General features: G+C 60.3%; 17 protein-coding genes. 3 read left to right on the forward strand and 14 right to left on the reverse strand.

Annotation, left to right across the window (positions count from 1 at the left end; genetic code table 11):
• Position 1: 1 nt before the first annotated feature.
• The 5 genes from EH240_RS13260 to EH240_RS13280 form a co-directional block, all read right to left on the reverse strand.
• On the reverse strand, positions 2 to 1,900 hold the full coding sequence (locus EH240_RS13260) for an ABC transporter substrate-binding protein (RefSeq protein ID WP_124998875.1): 1,899 nt from the start codon (positions 1,898 to 1,900) through the stop codon (positions 2 to 4).
• On the reverse strand, positions 1,897 to 3,792 hold the full coding sequence (locus EH240_RS13265; RefSeq protein WP_124998877.1) for an ABC transporter ATP-binding protein: 1,896 nt from the start codon (positions 3,790 to 3,792) through the stop codon (positions 1,897 to 1,899). Before EH240_RS13265 ends, EH240_RS13260 begins: the two co-directional genes overlap by 4 nt.
• 158 nt (positions 3,793 to 3,950) lie before the next feature.
• Positions 3,951 to 5,291 (reverse strand): adenylate/guanylate cyclase domain-containing protein, encoded by a 1,341-nt coding sequence (locus EH240_RS13270; RefSeq protein ID WP_124998879.1) that lies wholly within the window; start codon positions 5,289 to 5,291, stop codon positions 3,951 to 3,953.
• 250 nt (positions 5,292 to 5,541) lie between these two features.
• Positions 5,542 to 6,885 (reverse strand): nucleotide sugar dehydrogenase, encoded by a 1,344-nt coding sequence (locus EH240_RS13275; RefSeq protein ID WP_124998881.1) that lies wholly within the window; start codon positions 6,883 to 6,885, stop codon positions 5,542 to 5,544.
• 114 nt (positions 6,886 to 6,999) lie between these two features.
• A complete protein-coding gene (locus tag EH240_RS13280) occupies positions 7,000 to 8,178 on the reverse strand; it encodes a DUF3095 domain-containing protein (protein ID WP_124998883.1) in 1,179 nt (392 codons plus the stop codon).
• Between the two features lie 74 nt (positions 8,179 to 8,252).
• Here EH240_RS13280 and EH240_RS13285 point away from each other — a divergent pair, with 74 nt between their 5' ends.
• Both EH240_RS13285 and EH240_RS13290 read left to right on the forward strand, forming a co-directional pair.
• A complete protein-coding gene (locus tag EH240_RS13285; protein WP_124998885.1) occupies positions 8,253 to 9,341 on the forward strand; it encodes a glycosyltransferase family 4 protein in 1,089 nt (362 codons plus the stop codon).
• The gene (locus tag EH240_RS13290) at positions 9,338 to 10,102 is read left to right on the forward strand and encodes a polysaccharide deacetylase family protein (RefSeq protein WP_124998887.1); all 765 of its coding nucleotides are present in this window, start codon (positions 9,338 to 9,340) and stop codon (positions 10,100 to 10,102) included. The genes EH240_RS13285 and EH240_RS13290 overlap by 4 nt, the downstream gene beginning before the upstream one ends.
• 1 nt (position 10,103) lies before the next feature.
• On the opposite strand, the gene EH240_RS13295 is transcribed toward EH240_RS13290, so the two are convergent.
• From EH240_RS13295 to EH240_RS13310, 4 genes are all read right to left on the reverse strand, one after another.
• Entirely contained in the window at positions 10,104 to 10,958 is an 855-nt protein-coding gene (locus EH240_RS13295; RefSeq protein WP_124998888.1) for an MBL fold metallo-hydrolase, read from the reverse strand.
• 135 nt (positions 10,959 to 11,093) lie between these two features.
• Complete coding sequence (locus tag EH240_RS13300) at positions 11,094 to 11,543, reverse strand: cyclic nucleotide-binding domain-containing protein (protein ID WP_124998890.1); 450 nt, start codon at positions 11,541 to 11,543, stop codon at positions 11,094 to 11,096.
• A gap of 40 nt (positions 11,544 to 11,583) precedes the next feature.
• Entirely contained in the window at positions 11,584 to 14,298 is a 2,715-nt protein-coding gene (locus EH240_RS13305) for an ABC transporter transmembrane domain-containing protein (RefSeq protein ID WP_124998892.1), read from the reverse strand.
• Positions 14,288 to 14,680: a hypothetical protein gene (locus tag EH240_RS13310; protein WP_124998894.1), complete on the reverse strand. Its 393-nt coding sequence runs from the start codon at positions 14,678 to 14,680 to the stop codon at positions 14,288 to 14,290. Before EH240_RS13310 ends, EH240_RS13305 begins: the two co-directional genes overlap by 11 nt.
• Positions 14,681 to 14,763: 83 nt before the next feature.
• On the opposite strand from EH240_RS13310, the gene EH240_RS13315 reads away from it, so the two are divergent.
• Positions 14,764 to 15,435, forward strand: a complete 672-nt coding sequence (locus EH240_RS13315) for a class I SAM-dependent methyltransferase (protein WP_124999028.1) — start codon at positions 14,764 to 14,766, stop codon at positions 15,433 to 15,435.
• Positions 15,436 to 15,660: 225 nt separating this feature from the next.
• On the opposite strand, the gene EH240_RS13320 is transcribed toward EH240_RS13315, so the two are convergent.
• The 5 genes from EH240_RS13320 to EH240_RS13340 form a co-directional block, all read right to left on the reverse strand.
• On the reverse strand, positions 15,661 to 16,857 hold the full coding sequence (locus EH240_RS13320; protein WP_124998896.1) for a glycosyltransferase family protein: 1,197 nt from the start codon (positions 16,855 to 16,857) through the stop codon (positions 15,661 to 15,663).
• The gene (locus EH240_RS13325) at positions 16,854 to 18,098 is read right to left on the reverse strand and encodes a glycosyltransferase (RefSeq protein WP_124998898.1); all 1,245 of its coding nucleotides are present in this window, start codon (positions 18,096 to 18,098) and stop codon (positions 16,854 to 16,856) included. The genes EH240_RS13320 and EH240_RS13325 overlap by 4 nt, the downstream gene beginning before the upstream one ends.
• Position 18,099: 1 nt before the next feature.
• Positions 18,100 to 19,314, reverse strand: a complete 1,215-nt coding sequence (locus tag EH240_RS13330; RefSeq protein WP_124998900.1) for a glycosyltransferase family protein — start codon at positions 19,312 to 19,314, stop codon at positions 18,100 to 18,102.
• A gap of 262 nt (positions 19,315 to 19,576) precedes the next feature.
• Positions 19,577 to 19,840 carry a hypothetical protein gene (locus EH240_RS13335; protein ID WP_167484011.1) on the reverse strand — a complete coding sequence of 88 codons (264 nt, stop codon included), beginning with the start codon at positions 19,838 to 19,840 and terminating at the stop codon, positions 19,577 to 19,579.
• Between the two features lie 742 nt (positions 19,841 to 20,582).
• A complete protein-coding gene (locus EH240_RS13340) occupies positions 20,583 to 21,395 on the reverse strand; it encodes an NAD-dependent epimerase/dehydratase family protein (protein ID WP_124998902.1) in 813 nt (270 codons plus the stop codon).
• Between the last annotated feature and the right edge of the window lies 1 nt (position 21,396).

Below are 21,396 nucleotides of genomic sequence, written 5' to 3' on the forward strand. Positions count from 1 at the left end.
CTCAGGTCTCTCCAAGCCAGAATGTATCCGGCATGTAGACACCGAAATAGGCAGTCGGGTCGTAGCCGTAGAGCGCCTTGTCAGGCAGATTGCGCAGCCGCGAGGACGCCAGAACCGGCTGATGCGTTCCGTTCACCGTGCCGATCGAAAACACCTGATCGGTGTAGATCGACAGCATTGAATTCCAGATTTCGGCGCGCTCCGCGGCTTCGGTCGATGCGTTCCAGCGCTTGAGCAGAGCCATCAACTCGACCACAGGCGGAAGATCGGGCGCCTCACCGAGCGTGCCGTGAGACAAGTAGTGAGCACCCCAGAGCGGCCATTGCAGCTGGTCGTCGACGGTGGGGGCCAGCTGGTACGGGTTCATGTCGGCGGTCGGCACGCCATTGTCGATGCCCGACCACATCGACATCATGATCTGGCCGCCAAGCGCGCGGCTGCGGAAGATGTCGCGCTGCGAAGTCCGGATGAACAGGGCGATGCCGATCTGGCGCCAGTGATCGGTGATGAGTTCGAGTGCGTCGGTTTCCAGCGTGCTTTCGCCGGCCGTTTCCACTATGATCTGCGCCGGGCGTCCATCGGGAAGTATTCGCAGGCCGTCATCGTCGCGCGTCTGAAGCCCGACCTCGTCGAGCAAGGCATTGGCCCGGTCGGGATCATGGGCGACCCAGGCTTTCGCGAATGCCGGCCGGTAGAGCGGGCTCTCCGGCAGGACTGTATCGGCACTTTCCTGCGCCAATCCGTAGAACACAGCCATATTGATCTCGCGCCTGTCCACAGCGAGCGAAAGTGCGCGGCGCACGCGCACGTCACGAAAAAGGCCACGCCACACCTGGTCGGCACAATTCAGATTGGGCAGCAGCGCCAGCCGCGAACCCTGTGTGCGTTTCCAGAGGTGCATCTTCACCGGGTAGCGTTTCTCCGCGTCCTTCAGGAAGGAGTAATCGGCGAAGTCAATTCCCATGCATTGCAGGTCGCTCTCGCCCGCGCCGGTCTTGGCGGAAATGATCGCCGACGAGCTGACATTCATGACAATCCGGTCAACATAGGGCAGTTGCCGGCCATTCTCGTCTATTCGATGAAAGAACGGGTTCCGCTCGAAGACGAACTGCTCAGCCGGCGGCTTGGTCCGGTTCCGCCAGGGATCTAGCGTCGGCAGTTCCGGGTTCTCCGGACGATACTGCCGCGACATGCGGATATGCAGGAGCGTCCATTTCTTGGCCCTGTTCTCCTCCATCAGGCCAGCGAGCCGGAATGGATCCTGGTATTTCTTGTGGAACTGCTTGAGATAGGCGGCCGGCAGAACAAGCGATAGCGGCGAAGCAGCAGCGAGCTTGGGCAGGAAGTCGGGATTGGGCGCATCCCAACTATAGCGGACCGTTAACGGATCGACGATCTCGAAGCGCGGCGGCTTGCCGTCCGCCAGCAGGCCCGGGGCGAGCCCGCCTTGCGAAAGCTCATCGTTCAGCCAGACATCTTCCCAGCAATAGCGAAAATCCTCCGGCGTCAGCAGGCTACCGTCAGACCATTTATGTCCTTCCCGTATCTTGAAAGTGAAGATGCGATCATCCGTTACATCGAAACTTTCGAGAATGTCGGGTTGCAAGTTAAGCTTTTCGTCATAGCCGACCAGGCGAGCATACCCGTAGATCGTCATCATCCGGATATCTTTCTGGCTGCCGATGATCGTGCGCAGCGTGCCGCCATACTGGCCGGGCTGCCGGCCCATCGCAGCGAGATTCAACACGCGCGGGCTCTTGGGCAAGCGTTCGGCGAGTGCCGGCAGCGCCAAGGCCTTCAGCAACGGCTGAAGAAATTCCGGCTCCAGATCGCCGGCGCGCAACGTGCCCGGCAGAAATGCCGAAGCCATGAGCCCAAGGACGGTGCGCCGGCTGATCAATGGCGTAGCTCGCTGACATCGGCCGAACGTCGGGCCAGCACGAGGTGGCCGCCGCCAAGATCGAGCGGCGACATCATATCCTCGTCGCCCTCGTCGCGGAATTGCGGTCCCCATGCGCTGGTGTCGGAAGCGCCGCTGAGCTTCAGCGTCTTGAAATCCATCGGCCTGTCGAGATCGGGGAAAGGTACTGCGGCGACCAGTGAGCGCGTGTAGGGGTGGATCGGTTTCCTAAGCAGAATTTCGCGCGGCGCAAGCTCGACGATACGCCCCCCGCACATCACCGCGATGCGGTCTGCCATGTAGTCCACCACCGCCAGGTTGTGGGATATGAACAGGTAGGTCAAGCCCAGTTCCTTCTGCAGGTCCTTCAGAAGGTTCAGGATCTGCGCCTGGACAGAGACATCGAGCGCCGAAACCGGCTCGTCGCAGATCAGAAGTTCAGGCCCCAGCGCCAACGCGCGCGCGATGCCGATACGCTGACGCTGCCCGCCGGAGAAACTGTGCGGATAACGCTTGATGAAGCGCGGATCGAGCCCGATTGCCTGCATCAGGCTCTTGACCGTGGCGAGTCGGGACGCGGCATTGCCGCGTTGATGGATTTCCAGCGGCTCGCTCAAGATGTTCTCCACCGTCATGCGAGGTGAAAGCGACGAAACCGGATCCTGAAAGACCATCTGGATTTTCGCGCGCAGCAGGCGCAGGGCGTCTCCCTCGCCTTCCAAGACGTCGATCGGTCCATCGCGGCCGTTGAAGATCACAGAGCCGCCGCTAGGGGTGACAGCCCGCATGAGGATCTTGCTGACAGTGGTTTTGCCGGAGCCGCTTTCGCCGACCAAACCCAGGCACTCACCCCGCCTGATATCGAAGCTCACGCCGTCCACGGCGCGAATAGAGGTTTGATGATCCCCGCCGAACCATCCGGACTTGCGGATGGTGAAGACCTTTTTCAGATCCCTGACCGACAGCAGGATGTCGTGCGGCCCCTTCGATACCGGCGCCGTCTGCTTGCCGAGCAGGTTCCCGACATTCACCGGCACCTCGCGGAGCGCCTTCAGCCTTTCGCCAGGCTTCAGGTCGAAATGCGGAACGGCTGCCATCAGGCCCCTAAGGTAAGGGTGACCTGGCCGGCGGAATATCGCCTCGACAGGTCCCGCTTCCATGATCTCGCCATGGTAGATGACCACCACCTCGTCGGCGACATTGGCGACCACGCCGAGATCGTGCGTGATCAGCAGCATCGCCATGTTCAGCTTGGTCTGAAGCTCGCGCAGCAATTGCAGGATTTGCGCCTGGATGGTGACGTCCAACGCCGTCGTCGGCTCGTCGGCGATCAACAGGGCGGGCCGGCAGATAAGCGCCATGGCGATCATGGCGCGCTGACGCAATCCTCCCGAAAGTTCAAACGGATACATGTCATAGGCGCGCTTGGGATTGGGAAAGCCGACAAGGCTGAGCATTTCCTCGGTCCGCGCCTTGCGCTCCGCCCGAGCCATGGGCGTATGAATCTGCAGGGATTCGCTGACCTGGTTGCCGATCGTGTGCAGCGGCGACAGCGATGTCATCGGCTCCTGAAAGATCATGCCGATGCGGCTGCCTCTCAACGCCCGGATTTCGGGTCCATCACGCGGCATCTGCAGGATATCCTGCGTCGTGCCGGGCCTTTCAGGATCGGAAAACAGGATACGGCCGCGAACATGGGCTGTGTTCGGCAAAATGCCCATCACTGCCTGGCTCAAAACCGATTTTCCGGAACCTGACTCGCCCACAAGCGCGGTAACCTTGCCGGGCAGGACGCGAAGATTTGCACGCCTAACGGCATGCAACGGTCCCCCGATAATGGCAAAAGAGATGCCAACATCCTCCATCCGCAGCAGATCAACACCCGAATTCATTCTCACACCAGCCCCACTCTGGCGGCCTGCCGGGCGGCAGGCCAGAAAGCGAGACTAGCGCATTGCCAGCCTAGAGCAACTTGGATTCGAAACGGTCGCCAGTGGCGGAACCGGCGACCGGACTGCCTACCAAAGGCGTTCGGATCAGATCGTGGCGGTTACTGGAGCTTCCTCCGGTCGCCCGCCGACAGCCGCGCGGCATCGCGATGAAGCAGCATGACCTGCTCGGCGTCCGATCTTCGGTCGTAAATCGGCTCCAGCGCACCGTCTTCATCGAGTGCGAGAGCACCCGACAGATCGGGTGAAAGCACCGTCAGCTTCTGCTTGATGCCCGCCAGTTCCTCATTGCCGAGCGTCAGCCAGCTGTTGGCGCCGCAATAGCTGACGAAGTCCTTGCTGGCGAGAACGCTGTGCGGATATTTCTTGGTCAGGGTCTGGAGGCGCTGGACCTCGTTTACAGCCGAGCCGAAGACAGAGAATGTGAGCCGGTCGGTAAGCCCGACATTGCCGAACATCACGTTGCCGACATGCAGGCCGATGCCAAATTTTATGTCGGACAACCCCTTTTCCTTTCTTCGCAGATTGAGATCCATCATGCGCGCGGTGGCCTTGTGCGCTGCCGCAAGAGCAGCCTGGCAGGCGATCTCGGACTGCGAGCGGTGCCTTTCGCAAGGGTAGACGGCAATGAAGCCATCCCCTATGAAACTCATGATCTGCCCGCCTTGGCGATTGAAAGGCGCAGCAACGGCGTCGAAAAACTGGTTCAGCGTATCGATATAGATTTCGCGGCCGGAGGTTTCGGCAAGCCTTGACGACCCGCGCATATCGGCCATGACCAGTGCGGCCCGGATTGTATCGCCTTCGCCGCGCTTGATCTGGCCGTCAAGCACGCGCTTGCCGGCGTCGCCGCCGAGATAAGTGGTCATCACGTTGTCGGCGAGCTTGGTGAGCACCGCCATCTTGGTTGCGATAGCGAGATGGCTCTGGATGCGCAGCAGCGCCGAAATCATGCTGTCGTTGAAGCCTTCAGCACTGTCGGTGGACCAAGACCCCATCATGCCCTGACTGGTGTTGCCGCTGAAGGGATGGACGAAAGCCATGTAATCGGTGACGCCCATATGCCGGAGGTCATCGAAAACAGGAAACTCCGACGGCACCGACGGGTCGAGCCGGCGTCGCAGATGGTCGAGCTTGTTGCTGAGCAGATGGTAGTATGGGCTGGTCAGGAATCTGTCAGACGGCACGCCGGCCTTCTTGCGGAAGCCTTCCACTTCCATGCCCTGGCCGCGAAACCAGGTGAAGCCAAGCGCGTCATAAAGCGGATGAAGCATCGAAAAGCTCAAATGCACCCGCTTCAGCGGCAGGCCGGCGGCAGCCAGCCGTTCGCAAAAGCCTTTTACCAATGTTTCCAGGTCGTTGCCCGCCAGCGCCGATTGGTTCAGCCAATCGGCAACCTTATCCATGAGAATGGTGGAAATTTCTGCTTGCGCTGTGCTCATGCTATCTCGAAACCCGTCGAAGAGGGAGCCATTATCCTTTGATCCGCCATAACACAGTCCGCCAACGACCCAAAGATAAGACCCCCGAAGTCAACGAGACCGGCTTCGGCGGCAACTTCCCGATGGCTGTCCTTGCAGCCAAGGAGCAGGCGTAACTGCATCTATGTCTTATGGCGTTATGTGGCGAGCCTGCCGGCGGATGCAATCACGATCCTGACATCGGGCAAAAAATTCGCCGGCTCAGACGCCGTCAAGCCTTCACCATCGTCTCTCGGGCCAACCCGAGGCGGCCAAAAACATTGCGTGTGTCGACGATCAGAAGGGCGTGGTCAGCGATCGTCTGATAGTCGATCGCGTCGTGGTCTGTTGCAACGATGACAGCATCGAAATCCTTCAAGGCCGCCTCGGTCAATTCGACCGAGCGGCGCCCCTTGATCGCCATATGCTCCCGTGTGGTCGGGATCTCGGTAACATGCGGATCGTGGAATTCCGCCTTGCCGCCCCATTCCTCGATGAGTTCAATGAGTCGCAATGAGGGGCTTTCGCGGATGTCGGGCACATTCTTCTTATAGGCGAGCCCGATGATGAGAATGCGCGAGCGGCTGAGCGCCTTGCCGCAGCGCCGGTCCAGCGCCTTCGCCAGTTCATCGACCACATGACGCGGCATGGCCGTGTTGATCTCTGCCGCCAGCTCGATGAAGCGGGTCGGCAGTTCGTATTCGCGCGCCTTCCATGTCAGGTAGAAGGGATCGATCGGAACGCAGTGCCCGCCAAGTCCGGGGCCAGGATAGAAAGGCATGTAGCCGAAGGGCTTGCTCTTTGCCGCCTCGATCACCTCCCAGATGTCGATGCCCATCGCGCCGAGCACGACCTTCAACTCGTTGACGAGGGCTATGTTGACCGAGCGGAAGATGTTTTCCGTCAGCTTGACCGCCTCGGCGGTCGCCGTGGTGGAAACCGGAACGACGGTCTTGACCACGCCCTGGTAGAAGGCCTGCACGAGCGCCGCCGCTTCAATGCCGTCGCCTGCCACGACCTTGGGGATCGTCGCGACTTCAAAGCTGCGGTTGCCGGGATCCTCGCGTTCGGGCGAGAAGCCGAGGAAGAAGTCTATCTTCGACTGCAAGCCGGTTTCTTCCAGTATGGGCTTGATCACGTCGTCGGTGGTGCCGGGATAGGTGGTCGATTCCAGCACGATCAGCTGGCCGAGACGCAGATACTTCGCGATGGTGCCTGCCGTGTTCCTGACAAAGGAGAGATCCGGCTCACGGTGTTTCGTCAGTGGTGTTGGAACGCAGATGATGATGACATCGCAGACGGCCAGTTCGGCAAAATCCGCAGTGGCGCGGAACCGTCCGCTCGCCACCTGGCCGGCAAGGGCTGTCGACGTCACCGCCTCGATGTAGGATTGGCCGTTGTTCAGCCTCTCGACCTTCTGGGCTTCGATGTCGAAGCCGGAAACCGGGAAGCCGGCGCGTGCGATCGCAACCGCCAGCGGCAACCCGACATAGCCCAATCCGATCACGCCGACTTGCGCGGCACGCGTCGAAATCCGGTTTAGAAGACGGTCATATATCGATCGTGAGGCGTCCAAAAATCTGCTTTCCCGTCAATTCGGACAGGCTGTCCGTTCCCATGGCGAGGCTCACTTGGTCCCAGGAACCATGGCCGAGGCATATTGCGGAAGATCGATTTCCGCAAGCCGTCATCAAACCGGCACCTTCGCCTTCAGGCTTGCGGCAGCCATCGCATAGCCGCCGGCGGCGCCATCGATGAAATGAACGTGATCGCGCTGCAGCGGCGAGGCGACGAGGCATGTCATCAAGGCCGATTTCTGGCGGTGCAGGCCATAGTTGCAGATGCCCGCCTCTTCCGCCTGTTTCAGCCGGTTCTCGATCTGTTGCAACACATCCGCGTCAACGTCGATGGTCATCTTCAAGCCGTCGTCGAACTTCCGGAAATCCGAATTGCTGGCCACGTCGCGTTTGTAGATCTTCGGATCGAAACTGCCGATCGTCCAGCCATATCTATCGGCGACGGCCGTAAGCGTCATCAGGAACACTATCCACAGCTTCGACAGCCACCGCCGTCCTGGCGGCGCCGTGGCGCGCGCCTCGATATCGAGGCCGGCGGGCAGCAAACTGTAGCCCGGCCCGTTCACTGGCACCGGGTGGCCATCGCGTTCCTGCCTGCCGGCAAGGGCGATGATGTCGGAAGCCAGAAACTGAAAACCGCGCAAGTCGCGCGACACCCCCGGTATGGCGATGATCGAGACGATTTCGCCATGCCGGGCCTCGATCGGGTTCCAGCGGCAGGAGAGACCGGTCAGATCCGGCCGCGCGCCGGCCGGCGCAGGATCGATGCGGTAGCGCCCGGCTTTCATCTCTGCTTCCGCCCAACTGCCGCCACCGCCGGCGAACATGGCATAGAAGACCGCTTCGGAGGCTTGGAACCTCGCCACGCGAACGTCGAGGCCTTGCGCTCTTATATCCTTTATCGGCACGATTGCGGCACGCAAGGTCAGGCCCAGTTCTTCCGCCACCCATCTCTGGACAGCCGCCAGCGCGTTGCGGGTGATCTCCAGCGCCGAGCCGGGAAACGCCACGAGCGCGCCGTCGCCGCCGAAGACAAAGGGAAGATCTTGCCGACCCAGCGCATTGAGCAGCGCCGAAATGACGCTGGCGCCGGCCATATTAACGGTTTTATAGCGCCCAGCCTCAATCGCCTTGGTCGAGCCGACGATATCGGCGGTGGCCAGCGCCCAACCATCGGGGAGAGGCCGATAGTTGTCGATATCGGCAACGCTTTCGAACTTTGCGAAGACCGGCAGAGAAGCGACAAACGGGTCGGACGCGGCAGCTGTTTCCATGAGCATCAGATAGCACATTCCACTGCTTGAAGGTGAAGTCGATCATGCTTCGAAATTGACTTGCGCAGGCTTTCCGATGATAGGGTCCGGCGATGCGAATTGCCTTCTACGCGCCGCTGAAGTCGCCCAATCATCCCGTTGCCTCCGGCGACCGCCAGATGGCACGGACGCTGGTCAAGGCGCTGGAGCACGGAGGGCATAGCGTCGAACTGGCATCCGAATTGCGCTTCTATCTACGCGAACCGGATCCGAAAAGTTTCGATGCGCTCAAGATCGAGGCCCGGGAGGAAGCCGCGCGGCTGGCAAGGCTTTGGAATCGTGACGGCAAGCCCGATCTGTGGTTCTCCTATCATCCCTATTACAAGGCGCCCGACCTGATCGGGCCCGAGCTGGTGTCGGCCTTTGGTGTCCCGTTGGTGACAGCGGAAGCCTCCTATTCGAGGCGGCGCAACACCGGTTTGTGGGCCGATACGCAAGCGTTGGTGGCGCGAGCCGTCGAACAGGCGGCGCTGAACATCTGCTTCACGCAAAGGGATCGTCAGGGACTGGCAGATGCGATACCCGAGGCCGCTTTCGGCATGCTTTCGCCCTTCATCGACACATCGGTATTCCGGGAAACGCCGGCACGGGGTTGTCCGACGCGCCTCGTTACCGTCGCCATGATGCGCCCGGGCGACAAAGTCGAAAGCTATCGCATGCTGGCGCAAGCGCTCGGTTCGATCGGCCACTTGCCCTGGACCATGTCGGTCGTCGGAGACGGGCCTGCCCGTGAAGAGGTCAAAGCGCAATTCGCCGGCTTGCCCGCCGACCGTGTCGAATGGCTTGGCGCGATTGAGCCAGCCGCCGTGCCGGATGTCCTCTACAGTGGGGGAATTTACGTCTGGCCGGGGTTCGGCGAGGCCTATGGCGTTGCCTATCTTGAAGCACAGGCCGCGGGCCTTCCGGTGGTGGCTCAGGACATCGCCGGCGTGCCGGAGGTTGTGCGGGATGGCCAGGCCGGGTTTCTCACCCCGCCGGGCGATGTGGCGGCGTTCGCTTTTGCCATTGAAAGGCTTCTGGCCCGTAACGACGAAAGAACCATCATGGCCGCAGAAGCCAGACGTTTCATCCTTGAAGAACGTTCCCTCGGTGCTGCGGCGGCGCGTCTGGCCGAACTTCTTGCGAAGATCCCGGTTTCATGACATCCGACCGGATCTGGCAACCCTTGGTGGACGAACTGGCGAGCCGGCAACGGGCGGACCGTAAGGCAGAGTTCTGGCTGCGCGACGATGACGCCGTGGATCCGACGCCTGCGCTCGATCGGCTGCTCGACCTCACCGGTGAGTTCGCGGTTCCGGTCACTCTGGCCGTCATTCCGGCCCTGACTGATGAGAAGCTTGTCGCCCGGCTTGACGAGGCGCCGCATGCCACGGTCGCCATCCATGGCTGGGCGCACCGAAATCATGCGCCCGAGGACCAGAAAAAGCAGGAGCTCGGCCCGCATCGGCCACGCGAGGCAGTGCTCGATGATCTGGCTCGCGGGCTTTCGCACGTAGCCGGCCTGCACGGCGCACGTGCCGTTCCGATGCTGGTGCCACCCTGGAACAGGATCGACGCCGGCTTGGTATCCGACCTTGGATCGATAGGATTTGCGGCATTGTCGGTCTATGGGCCGCCGAAGCCGGCTTCGCTGGCGGTCATCAACAGCAATGTCGACATCATGGATTGGCATGGCACGCGCGGTTGCCGCGATCATGGCCTATTGGTTCAGGCCATCATCGCGCAATTGCAGCATGCATTCGACAGTGGCGAACCGGTCGGCCTGCTCACCCACCATCTCGTACATGATGAATCGGCCTGGCTTTTCCTCGAACGGCTGTTCACAGTCACCGCACAGACTGAAGCCTGCGCATGGCTTCCGATCAGGACATTGATCGGGCGCAGCGCCGGCAAAGGAAAATAGCTCAGCGCTTTTTATGTAATGAGACTGGAAATTTGAGCGTCTGGCCATCCCGCGCGGCAAATGCGCCGGCAAACCTGTCCTTGGCCAGTTTCTCGATCTTGTCCAGTTCCTCGTCGGTGCGTGTCGGATCGTGGTGGAACAGCGCAAGCCCCCGCGCACCGGCCGCCTCACAGAGCTTGACGCCGTGTTGCCATGTCGAGTGCCCGTCACCGCGGTGGCGTTCCATTTCCTCCTCGGTGTAAGTGCAGTCGTAAATGACGAGGTCGGCATCTTCGATCAGGCCGAGCACCGCCTGGTCGAGTTTGTCCGGCTCGTGCTCAGTGTCTGTGATCACCGCCACGACGCGGCCGCCCCATTCCACCCGGTAGCCTATGCAGCCGCCCGGATGGATAAGACTGCCCGTTCGGACCACCACCCCTTCGCGCGGCCGAAGCACGTCTCCGGATACGAAATCGCGGCAGTCGAGGCTTGCCTTGCAGACATCCAGTTTCACCGGAAACCACGGCGGCCGCATGAACTCATCGGCCATCTGCCGGGTCGTCATACGTCCTGCAAGATGCCCGGACCAAAGCACAACCTTGGCGCTCCGGTCATAGATCGGCGCAAAAAACGGCAGCCCGATGATGTGATCGTAATGACAATGGGTGAAAAGCAGGTCGAAATCGGTCACGCCCGACGCCCGAAGCGCCCGGCCGGCAGGCCGCAGGCCAGAGCCTGCGTCGAACAGAAGCGTATGCTTACCGCATCGCATCTCAATGCAGATTGTGTTGCCGCCATAGCGAGAGAATTCTGGCCCCGATACCGCAATGCTGCCGCGCACGCCCCAAAACCTGACCAGGAAAACGTCGTCGTCCATGCTACCCCTTCGCAATCCCCATCGCCCATCGTAGCCAAACAACTGCTGCTAGGCGAGACAGGTTTTTCTCCTGGTGACCTTGTCGGTAAGAGGCCAGTGCCATCACGACTGCGAGCATCGATCGCACGTCATTCGTTACTTGGCGCTTCGTGCGTCGATCAGATCCGCGGTCGTATGGTTTAGGCGATCGGCAAGAACCCGCACCATCTCGATGGTCATTTCCGGGAACTCCTTCATAAGCCTCAGGAAATGATCCTTGCGGATTCTCAAGGCTTCCAGCGGACATGCCGCTTTGACGGTGGCCGTGCGGGTGCTGTTGCACAATATGGCGATCTCGCCAACAATCGAATTTGGCGCCAGTTCGGCAACCTTTATCGGTCCGCTGTCGGAATCGACCAGAATATCCGCTGTGCCTGAAAGGATGACATAGGCGGCGTCTCCCTCGTCGCCCTGCCTGAAAAGGATCTGGCCGGCGCTGTAGCTCACGCGATCGGATGTGAACGCAAGCAGCTTGAGCTTTGTCGGCTCTATGCCAGAGAACAAGGGAACGCGTTGCAGCATTCCAACCTCATCCTTGAGCAGCATTGTCGCAAACCTTCCCAAAGTTCACGTTTGGCAGATTAGTCTAAGACACCAGTTCCTTGAAGATACCGTTTCCTGCCAAAAGCGTCTCGTGTGTTCCGTCCTCCACCAATTGACCCGAGTCGAAGACGATAACGCGATCGAACATCATCGCCATTGCCGGATTCGTCACGACCCACACAATTGCCTGCGAATGGCCGTCGCGCCTGGCCTCCTCAAGCACGTTTCGCAGCACCTTATCCTGCATGCGCTGGTCGAGCGCCGACAGCGGCCGGTTGAGAATGAGAAAATCGGGACGCTTGAGCAGGGCCCGGGCAACATCGAGCTTCTGTCGCTGTCCACCGGTGAGCCGCCTGCCGCCGGAGCCGACGTTGAAGTCCAGGCCGACATCCAGAACTTCGGCATAAAGCCCCAGTTCGTCAAGAATGTCATAGACGATGGAGCGTATGCGGTCCGGCGCGTCGGGATGGTTGTTGCCCACACGCCCGAACAGGACATTGTCCATGACGGTAGCCGCGGCAATGTATTTGGCAGGATCATACCGTTCGACCGCATTTTGTAGCTCGGGCGGCAGGTTCTCATAGAATCGGTTGCGTGCAGCGACGATCTTGCTCATCAGCTCGTCGCTTAGCAGGCCGAAGCGGTGCCGCGGCTCGATATAGGCAAAGCTCAAGGTGACGATCATGGCGCGGTCGTTCTCCGAAACCGCCTCGTAGGGACGGTTCTTGAGCCGTTGCAGCAAGGTTTCGTAGGCGGGTATCTCCTCGGCGCTCATGAAGGCGAGCTGCTGGAAGAACTGGTGATCGGGCGGCAGGTCGGCAAACAGCTCGATCGCCTGTCGGGCGATTTCCATGCCCATTTCGTAGAGCGTGCGGTCGAGGCCGTCTTGCCTCAGCACAGAAGCGAAATAGGGATTGGCCGCCAGAGCCCTGTCGGCCAGTTCGGGGCCGGCGGCAGCGCCGAAGAGCAGGTTTTGGCCGATCGTTGCTTCCTTGTTGTAGGCGCCCGGCTCGAAAGGAACCACCAGTCCACTCAGCCCTTCGTGTTCCAGCCGGGTTCGCAGCGCCGCACGCAGTTCAACGATCCGCCTGGCAAGCTCCGTATGACGCGTGAGGTCGGCCGAAGAGCGCAAGCCAAGATCCAGAATGTCGCGCGACAGAACAACCGCGTCGAGCACCCGGCGCACTGCTTCAAAGAGGTCGTGCGGGCCGGTAGCGCCGGCGGAAGCATAGCTGATCCAGTCGCTGTGGATATCAAGATCCGGATTGCCCGACCGGCGCGCCTCGTGGATGTTCCAGCGGTGCTGGTCTGCCGCGGCACCGTCATAAGGCACCGATGTCAGCGGCGCATGCTTCAACCCGTAGAGCAGGTTATCGCGGAGGCTTGCCTGGAACAGGAAAACATCCGACGAGGCATAGGATATGCGCCGGCCGGTCACTGCTTCGGGCAGTTCAAGCAGGTCGTCGGCGCCCGAAGCGACCCTTCCGCTGTGCGGCCAGTTCAGCCGCGCGAAGGCTTCTGCAAGTGCCTCCGCTCCACCTGTTGCGGTACTCACCAGCGCCACCGTCTCACCCGGCTTGACCTGGAAGGAGATACGGTCGAGGAGCATTGCACCGCCATCGTCTGCTATGGACAGGCTGATCGCCGACAGGGGGTTGGTCATCGGATCGGGATCGTCGATCGTCAATGCCCCGATTCTCGGCGCAATGAGATCCACGACGGTGAACTGTTCAACGACCTGCTGATACTTGACCTGGACATCCTGCCGCGCCTGATCCCAGTCGATCAGTTCCTTCATCGGTCCGGGCAGGTCCTTGTAGGCGCTGATCACGGCCACGAGCTGGCCGACGTCCAGCCGCCCCTGGATGACCAGATACCCGCCGATCATGTAGAACAGAAAGGGTGTGAGCTGCGCGAGAATATTGTTGAGGAACTTCACCATGAATTTCCATTGGTAAAGATCGAAGCGGATCTTAAAGATGTGCCCGAGCCGGGCAGCTATGTCGGCGCGCTCGTAGTTTGATGTATCGTGGACGTGAACCGCGCCGATACCGTCGACGATTTCGCCAACCCGGCCCGAGAGCGCGCGCGCGGTCAACTGCCGTTCGCGCCCGAGCACGATCAGCCGCCGCCGCATTCGCGGGATGAGCACGATCTGGATCACCACGATCACGACCGCTATCATTCCGAGCCACAAGTTCTGGACCATGATGAACAGCATGGCCGTCAGTGCCTGGCCGCCGAGCAGTACCGGCTGCACGAAGGCATCGCCGATGAAGCCGCCCAGCGGCTCCACCTCGTCCTTCACCATGGTCGCCACTTCGGCGGATTTCACGCGCTTGAAGTAAACCGGCGGAAACCGCAGCACACGATCGACCAGATCGAAGCGGATACGCCGCAGCATGCGTTCGCCGAGGCGGCCCTTGTAGGTGTTGATGTAGAGTTTGAACAGGCCGTTGATGATGACTAGCAAGAGGAACACAACGCTCAGGGCAAACAGTGTCGCCGTGCGGTCGAGCTGAAAACCGGAGAAGAACTGGACCTCTCCAATGAACGGCAGGTCATAATGTAGCTTCATGAATGGCCGGGTCGCGCCCGGTTGCTCGAAGCCGCGACCTTGGATCGGGCCGTTGACGATCAGCTTCGGCAGGTCGAAGGACAAGAAATACGGGATCATCGAAAGCACGACGATCAGCAATATCCAGACCTGCTGCCTCTTGGTGTGCGTCCAGATATAGCGGGCTAGGCTAGGTTCCATATGCGACTGTGGATCGTTCAGTTGGAAGGATGCAGGATGTAAAAGCACCTGCTGACGAATGGCGTATCGGCAATTTCTTTGTCGATACGACAAGCTCGAAGCTGCAGCGCACGGAGACTGTCCTGCGCTCAACGATGGAAGGAACCTGAGAGGCGGCGCGATCCGGTTCCGGCGCATGGTCGATGACAACGACATGGGTATTGTTGATCAGCGAAGAAAACAGCTGGCCAAACCGTTCGCGGCTTCCGTAGGGTTTTGGCGAATAGCCGAGCAGCACGAGGCTGCAGCTGCGCGGCTGGTGCTGGCGGATGGACACCGACGGTCCGGACAGATGCAACAGGCTCTCTCCGGCACCGGGCAATGGCGAAGCGGCTTGCAGCATAATCATGTCCGCGAATCAAACAGCCTTGCGGGAGGCAAGATTGCGTTGTGTCGCCCGAAATCCCAACATACAAGACGAGTATGATGGATGTCACGCAACCACGCAATGCCGGCATGGACTGGCACGATCAAGCCTTGGACCTCACGCGCGGAATTGCTGCCTATGTCAACCACCCTCTCGTGGCAGGGCTGGCGCGCGTCATCGCCAAGCATCCGCAGGCCGATATCGCCAACGCCTTTAACCACAAACAGGTCGCCTGCAAGATGTGGGCGCTCGACAGGCTGTTCGAAAGCTGCGGCGGCCGGTTCGGACGCATATGGGTTCTGGGTGGATGGTACGGCGTGTTGCCGGCAATGCTTTTCAACGACGCCCGCTTCGACATCGCGGCGGTCGATAGCATCGACATCGATCCCGAAGTCGCGCCGGTCGCCCGGACCCTCAACCGGGAAGCCGGCGACCGGTTCCGGGCGCTGACGGCAGATATGTATGCACTCGACTATGCGGCCAGGCGACCCGACCTGACGGTCAATACGAGCTGCGAACACATAGCCGATCTGCGCGCCTGGCTTGCTCTGCTTCCGCGGGGCACGAATGTTCTCCTGCAATCGAACGATTATTTCAGCGAGCCGACGCACATCAATTGCGTGGCTTCACTTGCAGCCTTCGAAGCAATGGCGGCGCTACGGGAGGTGCGGTTCTCCGGCGAACTGCCGACAAAAAATTATACGCGCTTCATGCTGATTGGAACTGTCTAATGCATTTCGCCCAAATGTGCGTCGCAGCTTTGGGACGACGACATGCATAAAACAAGGACTTGAAGCGCGTCGCACGAATCTTACCAGACACGACGCGCGTCAGAGCAATTCCAGGAAAAAGTGTGAAACGGTTAGGCTCGGCGACTTCGCCGTAGCCTTCCGTGCGAACTTGCGTCAAAACAAAGAGATAGAGCGGTTCTGCGTTTCCGTGAAACGATGAACGCTCTAGGCTCCATCGTCTGGTTGATTATGAGCTTTTCTGAAATCGTGCCCCATTTTTAGCGACCATGTTCGATACCGCTCGCGCAGGATTTGCGCCGAGCGACGCGCGCCTTCCAGATCGAGACGATGCGCGGATGGTGTCGGTGCCACAAGCGCCTGTTCGATCGCTTGCGCCAAACCTTCAGGCGTTAGGTCATTTTCCATCAGCACCGTTGCAAGACCGAGTTCTTCGAGCATCAGGGCGCGAACCGTTTGTTCGGTTTCCCCGCCGGCTGCAAATGGAACGAGCAGGGAGCGACAACCCGCGCGCAGGACATCGCAGACCGTGTTGTAACCCGCCTGCGAGACTGACAGGCGGGCGCCGGTCAGCAGGCTGGCGAAATCCTCGCGAAACCGGAAGATGGACAGGCCCGGCGTGGCATCGCGTGCGATCGCGTCAAACTCGTCTTTCGGCAGGTTTGGTCCGGTGATCAAACACCATTTCCAACCGTTGTTGGCATTCCGCGCCGCTGCGATGGTGGAGCTGACAAGGCTCTTTCCGGCAGCTCCGCCGCCAACCGACACCAGAACGTCGAAGCGCTCGGAGGCCGCGGGCGATGGCGGCGCGGCAACGAGCCCTGTGTAGGTGACCTCGGCCCTGATCGCCCTAGCCAGTGGAAATGACTTGTCGATTGTTGCGAAAGCCGGGTCGCCGTGGACCATAACAAGGTCGAAATGCCTGTTGACAAGATCGACCGTTTCCTCGTTTCGGCCCGGCTTGACGCGCTCCTGAAGGATATCACGGACGGACGTCGCCAGCAGCGGTCTGGGCGACGTTGCGTCGATGGCCTCGATCAGCGGCAAGAGTTCGAAACGCATCTGCCGGCGTCCAAATGGAAACGCCTCGACAATGACGATATCAGGCCTGCAATCCCGGAATGCCTGGAGCAGCATCTCTGAACGCCATTTCTTGAAATCATCGTCGATGGGTTTGCCCTGCAAGTCGACAAGTCCGGAAAATCCTTCATCACCGGAGGTGACAGGTGGCAGGGTTACAGATTTTACCCCCAGTCCCGGAAACCCCGCGACCGGCGCTCCGCCGGTCACGACGGTTACGTCAAACTCGTCATCGACCAGAGCCGACGCGACGCGGCTGGAGCGCGCGAGATGGCCGATGCCGAGCAGGTGCTGGACATAGAGGAAGGCGCGCAGCCGCTTCAATCGGCGGCCCGCCACTCGCGCTCGAACAGTTCCTTGAGCTGTCCAATGCTCGCCATATGATCGAAATTGCCGCGCACGCGCCGCTCTGCGGCGTCGCCGAGGCGGGCGCGCAGCACGGGATCACGGATCAGGCGCTCCAGCGCCTGTGCCAGGGCAATTGGGTTTTCCGTCGGAACCAGCAGCCCGGTTTCATCCGGCGATATGAGCTCCGGCACGCCGGAAATATCGGTCGACACGCAGGCAAGCCGCTGGCTAGCCGCCTCCACCAGAACATTCGGCAGACCGTCGCGGTCGCCATTTGCCGTGATCCTGCAGGCCAGGGCGAAGATTTCGGCGCAGCGATAGTGCTCAAGGACCTCCTCCTGCGCAAGCGCGCCTTTCCAAGAGACGCGACCATCCAGGCCGAGCTTTTGCGCCAGCGCCTTCAACCGTTCCAGTTCCTCGCCGCCGCCGATATGCTCGAAACGCCACGCCAGATCGCCAGGCAAGAGGGCAAGGGCCTCCAGCAAGGTATCGTAACCTTTCTTTTCAACGGCGCGCCCGACACTCAGAACGATAACCGGTTCGTCCGGCACCGAGCCGTCATGCTGTTTTCGCGCCTCGCCGAAACTGCCGAAGCGATCAAGGTCGAGCCCGTGATAGCTCAGATGCACAGACGAGTTGCCGTTGGCGAGTTCTTTCAGACGGTCGAAGCCGCTTTTCGTGCAAGTGACCGTCCAGCGCGCCGAGGAAAGCTTGCCAGCCAGATCCCAGTCCGCCGAAGTCCAGATGTCCTTGGCATGGGCCGAGCAACTCCAGGGCAGGCTACGAAGCAGGCTGGCATAGCGCGTCACCGATGCCGGCGTGTGCGCGAAATGTGCATGCAACCATCCCGCGTCTTCCGGCCATTCGGCCGCCAGCACGAGCGCTTGCCCGAAGCGGCGCACGCGATTGCGCGTAAAGTCGCGGGGGATATCGGCAGCCAGCGATCCGAGCGCGCGCCAGAAGCCCGGCCGCGGCAGATAAGCAAACAGCGAGCGAAGCACGCGCAGCGGCTCTTCATGCAGATATTCCGGCAGATAATGGACGGACGCTTTGATCTCGTCATGCACGGGGTGGCGTTTTGCGTCGGTCGGCCGCCTGAGCGCGACGAGTATCAGGTCGAGCCCCGCACGCTCCAGACCGAGCAGTTCCTGCGCGATGAAGGTTTCCGACAGCCGCGGATAGCCCTTCAGAACCACGACGATCTTGCGATGTTGCAAGTCAGTTGATTCCTTCAATGACCGAAAGGTGATGGCCGACTCGCCGGTCGAGCAGTTCGGCGACGATTTCGGAAATATGAGGCAGCCCTTCCAGCCTCAGATGCGGATTGCTCTGCGATGGGCGGGGCCGGTCCGGCAGTGCCACCAGTGCATCGGCAAACCGCTGGGAATCCTTGGCTTCTTCCGGCAAAAGCATCTCGATGAGGCCGAGTTCGGCTGCGCGCCGAGCGCGGATCAGTTGTTCCTCGCGGGGCTCGACGCGCGGCACGATCAGCGCCGGCTTGTCGAAAGACAGTATCTCACAATAGGTGTTGTAACCGCCCATCGCCACTACCGCCTTGGCGCCGGCAATCAGGTCTTCCATGCGGTTGTCGAACTCGATGATCTTGATGTAGGGGATCTTGGACCCCTTCTTGAGCAGCTTGTTGCGCTTGCGCGCCGGCATGTAAGGCCCGAGCACGATCAGCGCCCTGTGCTGCAATTGCGGGTCCTGCTGATAGGCATCGATGACGTCGTGAATCAATTCGGCGCCGTCGCCGCCGCCACCGGTGGTAACGAGGATATAATCGCCCTCGGGCCGGTGGCCGGGCAACTCGTTCCGCTGCAGGCTCCGTTGTAGGAAACCGACGAACCTCATCTTTGCCCTGACAGCCGGCGGCACATCCAAGCCGGTCAACGGATCGTAGAAATCCGGCGGGCCATAGGCCCAGACCTTGTCGTAGAACAGGCCTATCTTGCGCATCACATCCCTGCGTGCCCACTCTGCTTCGAGCAGATGCGGCGCATCCATCACCTCGCGCAGGCCAAGCACAAGCGTGGTGCCCCGCGTCTTGAGGTAGGACAGCGTGTCCTCGATCTCACCGCGCAGGCCGAGCGGTTCCTTGTCGACGATGAAAATATCCGGCCGGAAGGTCTCGGCTGTGTGGCGGATGATCGACTGGCGCATCCTTAGCGTCTCATGCAGGTCGATATCCTTTTCCAGCGAGGTGTATTCGCCGTTGCGCAACTTGATGACGCTGGGGATCTTCACGAAGTCGACACGGGCGCGGTAGTCGAAGGCGCCAGCGATAGGCGCACCCGAAATGATAAGCACCTGAAGTCCGCGGAAATCCTCGACCAGCGAATGCGCGATCGTCCGGCAGCGCTGCAAGTGGCCGAGCCCGAACGTGTCGTGGCTGTACATGAGAATTCGAGCGTTTTCTGCGTGCTGGGTCATTGTTGAACGTCTCTTAGAATTCTCGCGTTGAGGACCGTGAGCGACCCGCCGGCTTCGAAACCATCCTGGTTTTGAAACATGAGGCCGCAATTTTTAATTTGTATTACTTCTGTGGAATGCCTGTCAGATAGGCTTTCTGATTGCCAGAGTCCGAAACTAGATGGATTGGCGAATATCGCCTCGGCGGGAGCGGGCCGAGACTCTCTGTTGTTGTTTTGAGATGGATCGAAGGGGAAAGCGGTGTCCAAATGATCGGCAGAAGTCATCCCTCTTGATTCCAATAAGCTCCGGTCTTTCCGAACTCCATTGGTTTCGGAGCGGTGAAGGCGAATTCCGCTATCCTGCCCATATAGCCAATTGCTTGATCGGCATACGAATGGACAAAGTCGCCGGGCGTTGCACGGCGCATATTGTTGTAGAACTCATTTCGCGCGCCATTGCTCTCGGTCTTGGGGGACCAAAGGTGTTGCCCATCAATCTCTTGACGGGCGGTCTGATTATGATTCGCCGACCAGAACTGAGCCATCTGTCGCCAAGCTAGCCGGAATTTCGGCAGGAATCGAGTGGATGCCAGCGCTCACAACACACCGCCTGCAGCAGGGTGTGTGTAACACCGGTTGCTTGTCGATCGCTATGGCCTCTGGCAAATGCCTTAGCTGGGGCGGTGACGGTACTTTTTGAGACGACCTGAGCGCGCCATCGAACGTCGCGAGGTGCAAAAATCGCCCGATTGGTCCCGATAGTTGGTGAAACCTCAAAATATTTTTCCGGCGATTTTCTCTTTTAAAATCAAAAGCGTAACTTTTTGACGGTCTTGATGTCGGAGGTTGCGCGATGTTGAAAAATATTTTCTAGTGATTTCAACGGGTTATATGCCATCTGAACAATCGAGTGGGAGTGAGGGCCGGTCGGCAGTGTAGAGCAGCCCGGCGCCCACTTGGTCTTCGTCCGATGTTGGTTGCTCTTGCGGCTCTCGTCTTCCTTCCAAGCGACTGGACTATCCCCAAGCCCGACTGGAGCCGGGTGTAAAGTGGCATGCCGTCGTGGAGAGCTACGGCGTAGTCTGGCGTGCAAATCGGCTGGTTGGTCAGCGCCAAAGCAGCTTGGTGCGTTCTGCCTGGGTCTCGACTGACCCCGAAGCCGACTTACGCATTGCGTGAAGTGAACGGCAGCTCTGCGCCGCTTATCGGCCTTTCGAGGTAGTGGTCGCCGCGCCCGTATCCAAATTGAGACGCGGGCCGCGAGTTGCCTGTCGCGCTACTTGGCCATCATGTCGGTTTGTCATCCGGGTGACCGAGTTCGCAAAACCAGCCACCCAGATACTTGACCGATGGCTTTGTCGGATCGGGAACGGGCGTCTTCGCCTCGACGGCAGCTCGGAATGGTTCGGCAGTGTCTTGCGGAATAAATCCCAGATGGTTCGCCCCGCTGTTGTCGACCATCTTCAGCTTGTTGTTGGAAAGACCGAACGAGATGGTGTGGCCGACGCGCGGCGCCGTCAGCGATGCCTCGACCAGGCGCACGCAGTCGGCGAAGGAGAGATAGGACCACAGCATGCGCCGGTCGGCCGGCTCCGGGAAGGACGAGAAGATGCGCAGGCATACTGTCTCGATGCCGAACTTGTCCCAATAGAGCCGGCTAAGGCTCTCGACGAAATTCTTCGACACGCCATAGAGGCTGTCGGGCCGCACCGGCGCGTCGACGCCTATATGTGCCTCGACCTCGTGATAGCCGACGGCATGCACCGAGGAGGCATAGATGACGCGCTTCACGCCGTTTTTCCGGGCGCCTTCGTAAATGTGGTAGGAGCCGCGGATGCTTGAGTCGAGGATGGTCTGCCACTCGCATTCGAGCGGCGCGCCGCCGAAATGCACGATCGCGTCGCAGTCCTTGATCGCCGCGATTGTCGCCTCCATGTCGACGAGGTCGAAGACTGCTTCTTCCTCGTGCGGCGCCAGATCGCCGAACGGTTCGCGCCCCGCCAGGCGGATCTTGCTTGCCAGCGGCACCAGCCCCTTGCGCAATTGCGAGCCGAGCCGGCCGGCGGCGCCCGTGATCAGGATACGTTCATAATGCGGCATC

The organism is Mesorhizobium tamadayense (assembly GCF_003863365.1).
Lineage (GTDB): Bacteria > Pseudomonadota > Alphaproteobacteria > Rhizobiales > Rhizobiaceae > Mesorhizobium > Mesorhizobium tamadayense.

What these genes read in the sequence shown, in the direction of transcription:
- EH240_RS13290 (WP_124998887.1), top strand. Translation starts at nt 9,338, where the DNA reads ATGACATCCGACCGGATCTGGCAACCCTTGGTGGACGAACTGGCGAGC.
- EH240_RS13305 (WP_124998892.1), bottom strand. Translation starts at nt 14,298, where the DNA reads ATGGAACCTAGCCTAGCCCGCTATATCTGGACGCACACCAAGAGGCAG.
- EH240_RS13330 (WP_124998900.1), bottom strand. Translation starts at nt 19,314, where the DNA reads ATGACCCAGCACGCAGAAAACGCTCGAATTCTCATGTACAGCCACGAC.
- EH240_RS13335 (WP_167484011.1), bottom strand. Translation starts at nt 19,840, where the DNA reads ATGGCTCAGTTCTGGTCGGCGAATCATAATCAGACCGCCCGTCAAGAG.
- EH240_RS13295 (WP_124998888.1), bottom strand. Translation starts at nt 10,958, where the DNA reads ATGGACGACGACGTTTTCCTGGTCAGGTTTTGGGGCGTGCGCGGCAGC.
- EH240_RS13340 (WP_124998902.1), bottom strand. Translation starts at nt 21,395, where the DNA reads ATGCCGCATTATGAACGTATCCTGATCACGGGCGCCGCCGGCCGGCTC.
- EH240_RS13265 (WP_124998877.1), bottom strand. Translation starts at nt 3,792, where the DNA reads ATGAATTCGGGTGTTGATCTGCTGCGGATGGAGGATGTTGGCATCTCT.
- EH240_RS13300 (WP_124998890.1), bottom strand. Translation starts at nt 11,543, where the DNA reads ATGCTGCTCAAGGATGAGGTTGGAATGCTGCAACGCGTTCCCTTGTTC.
- EH240_RS13285 (WP_124998885.1), top strand. Translation starts at nt 8,253, where the DNA reads ATGCGAATTGCCTTCTACGCGCCGCTGAAGTCGCCCAATCATCCCGTT.
- EH240_RS13310 (WP_124998894.1), bottom strand. Translation starts at nt 14,680, where the DNA reads ATGCTGCAAGCCGCTTCGCCATTGCCCGGTGCCGGAGAGAGCCTGTTG.
- EH240_RS13280 (WP_124998883.1), bottom strand. Translation starts at nt 8,178, where the DNA reads ATGTGCTATCTGATGCTCATGGAAACAGCTGCCGCGTCCGACCCGTTT.
- EH240_RS13270 (WP_124998879.1), bottom strand. Translation starts at nt 5,291, where the DNA reads ATGAGCACAGCGCAAGCAGAAATTTCCACCATTCTCATGGATAAGGTT.
- EH240_RS13315 (WP_124999028.1), top strand. Translation starts at nt 14,764, where the DNA reads ATGGATGTCACGCAACCACGCAATGCCGGCATGGACTGGCACGATCAA.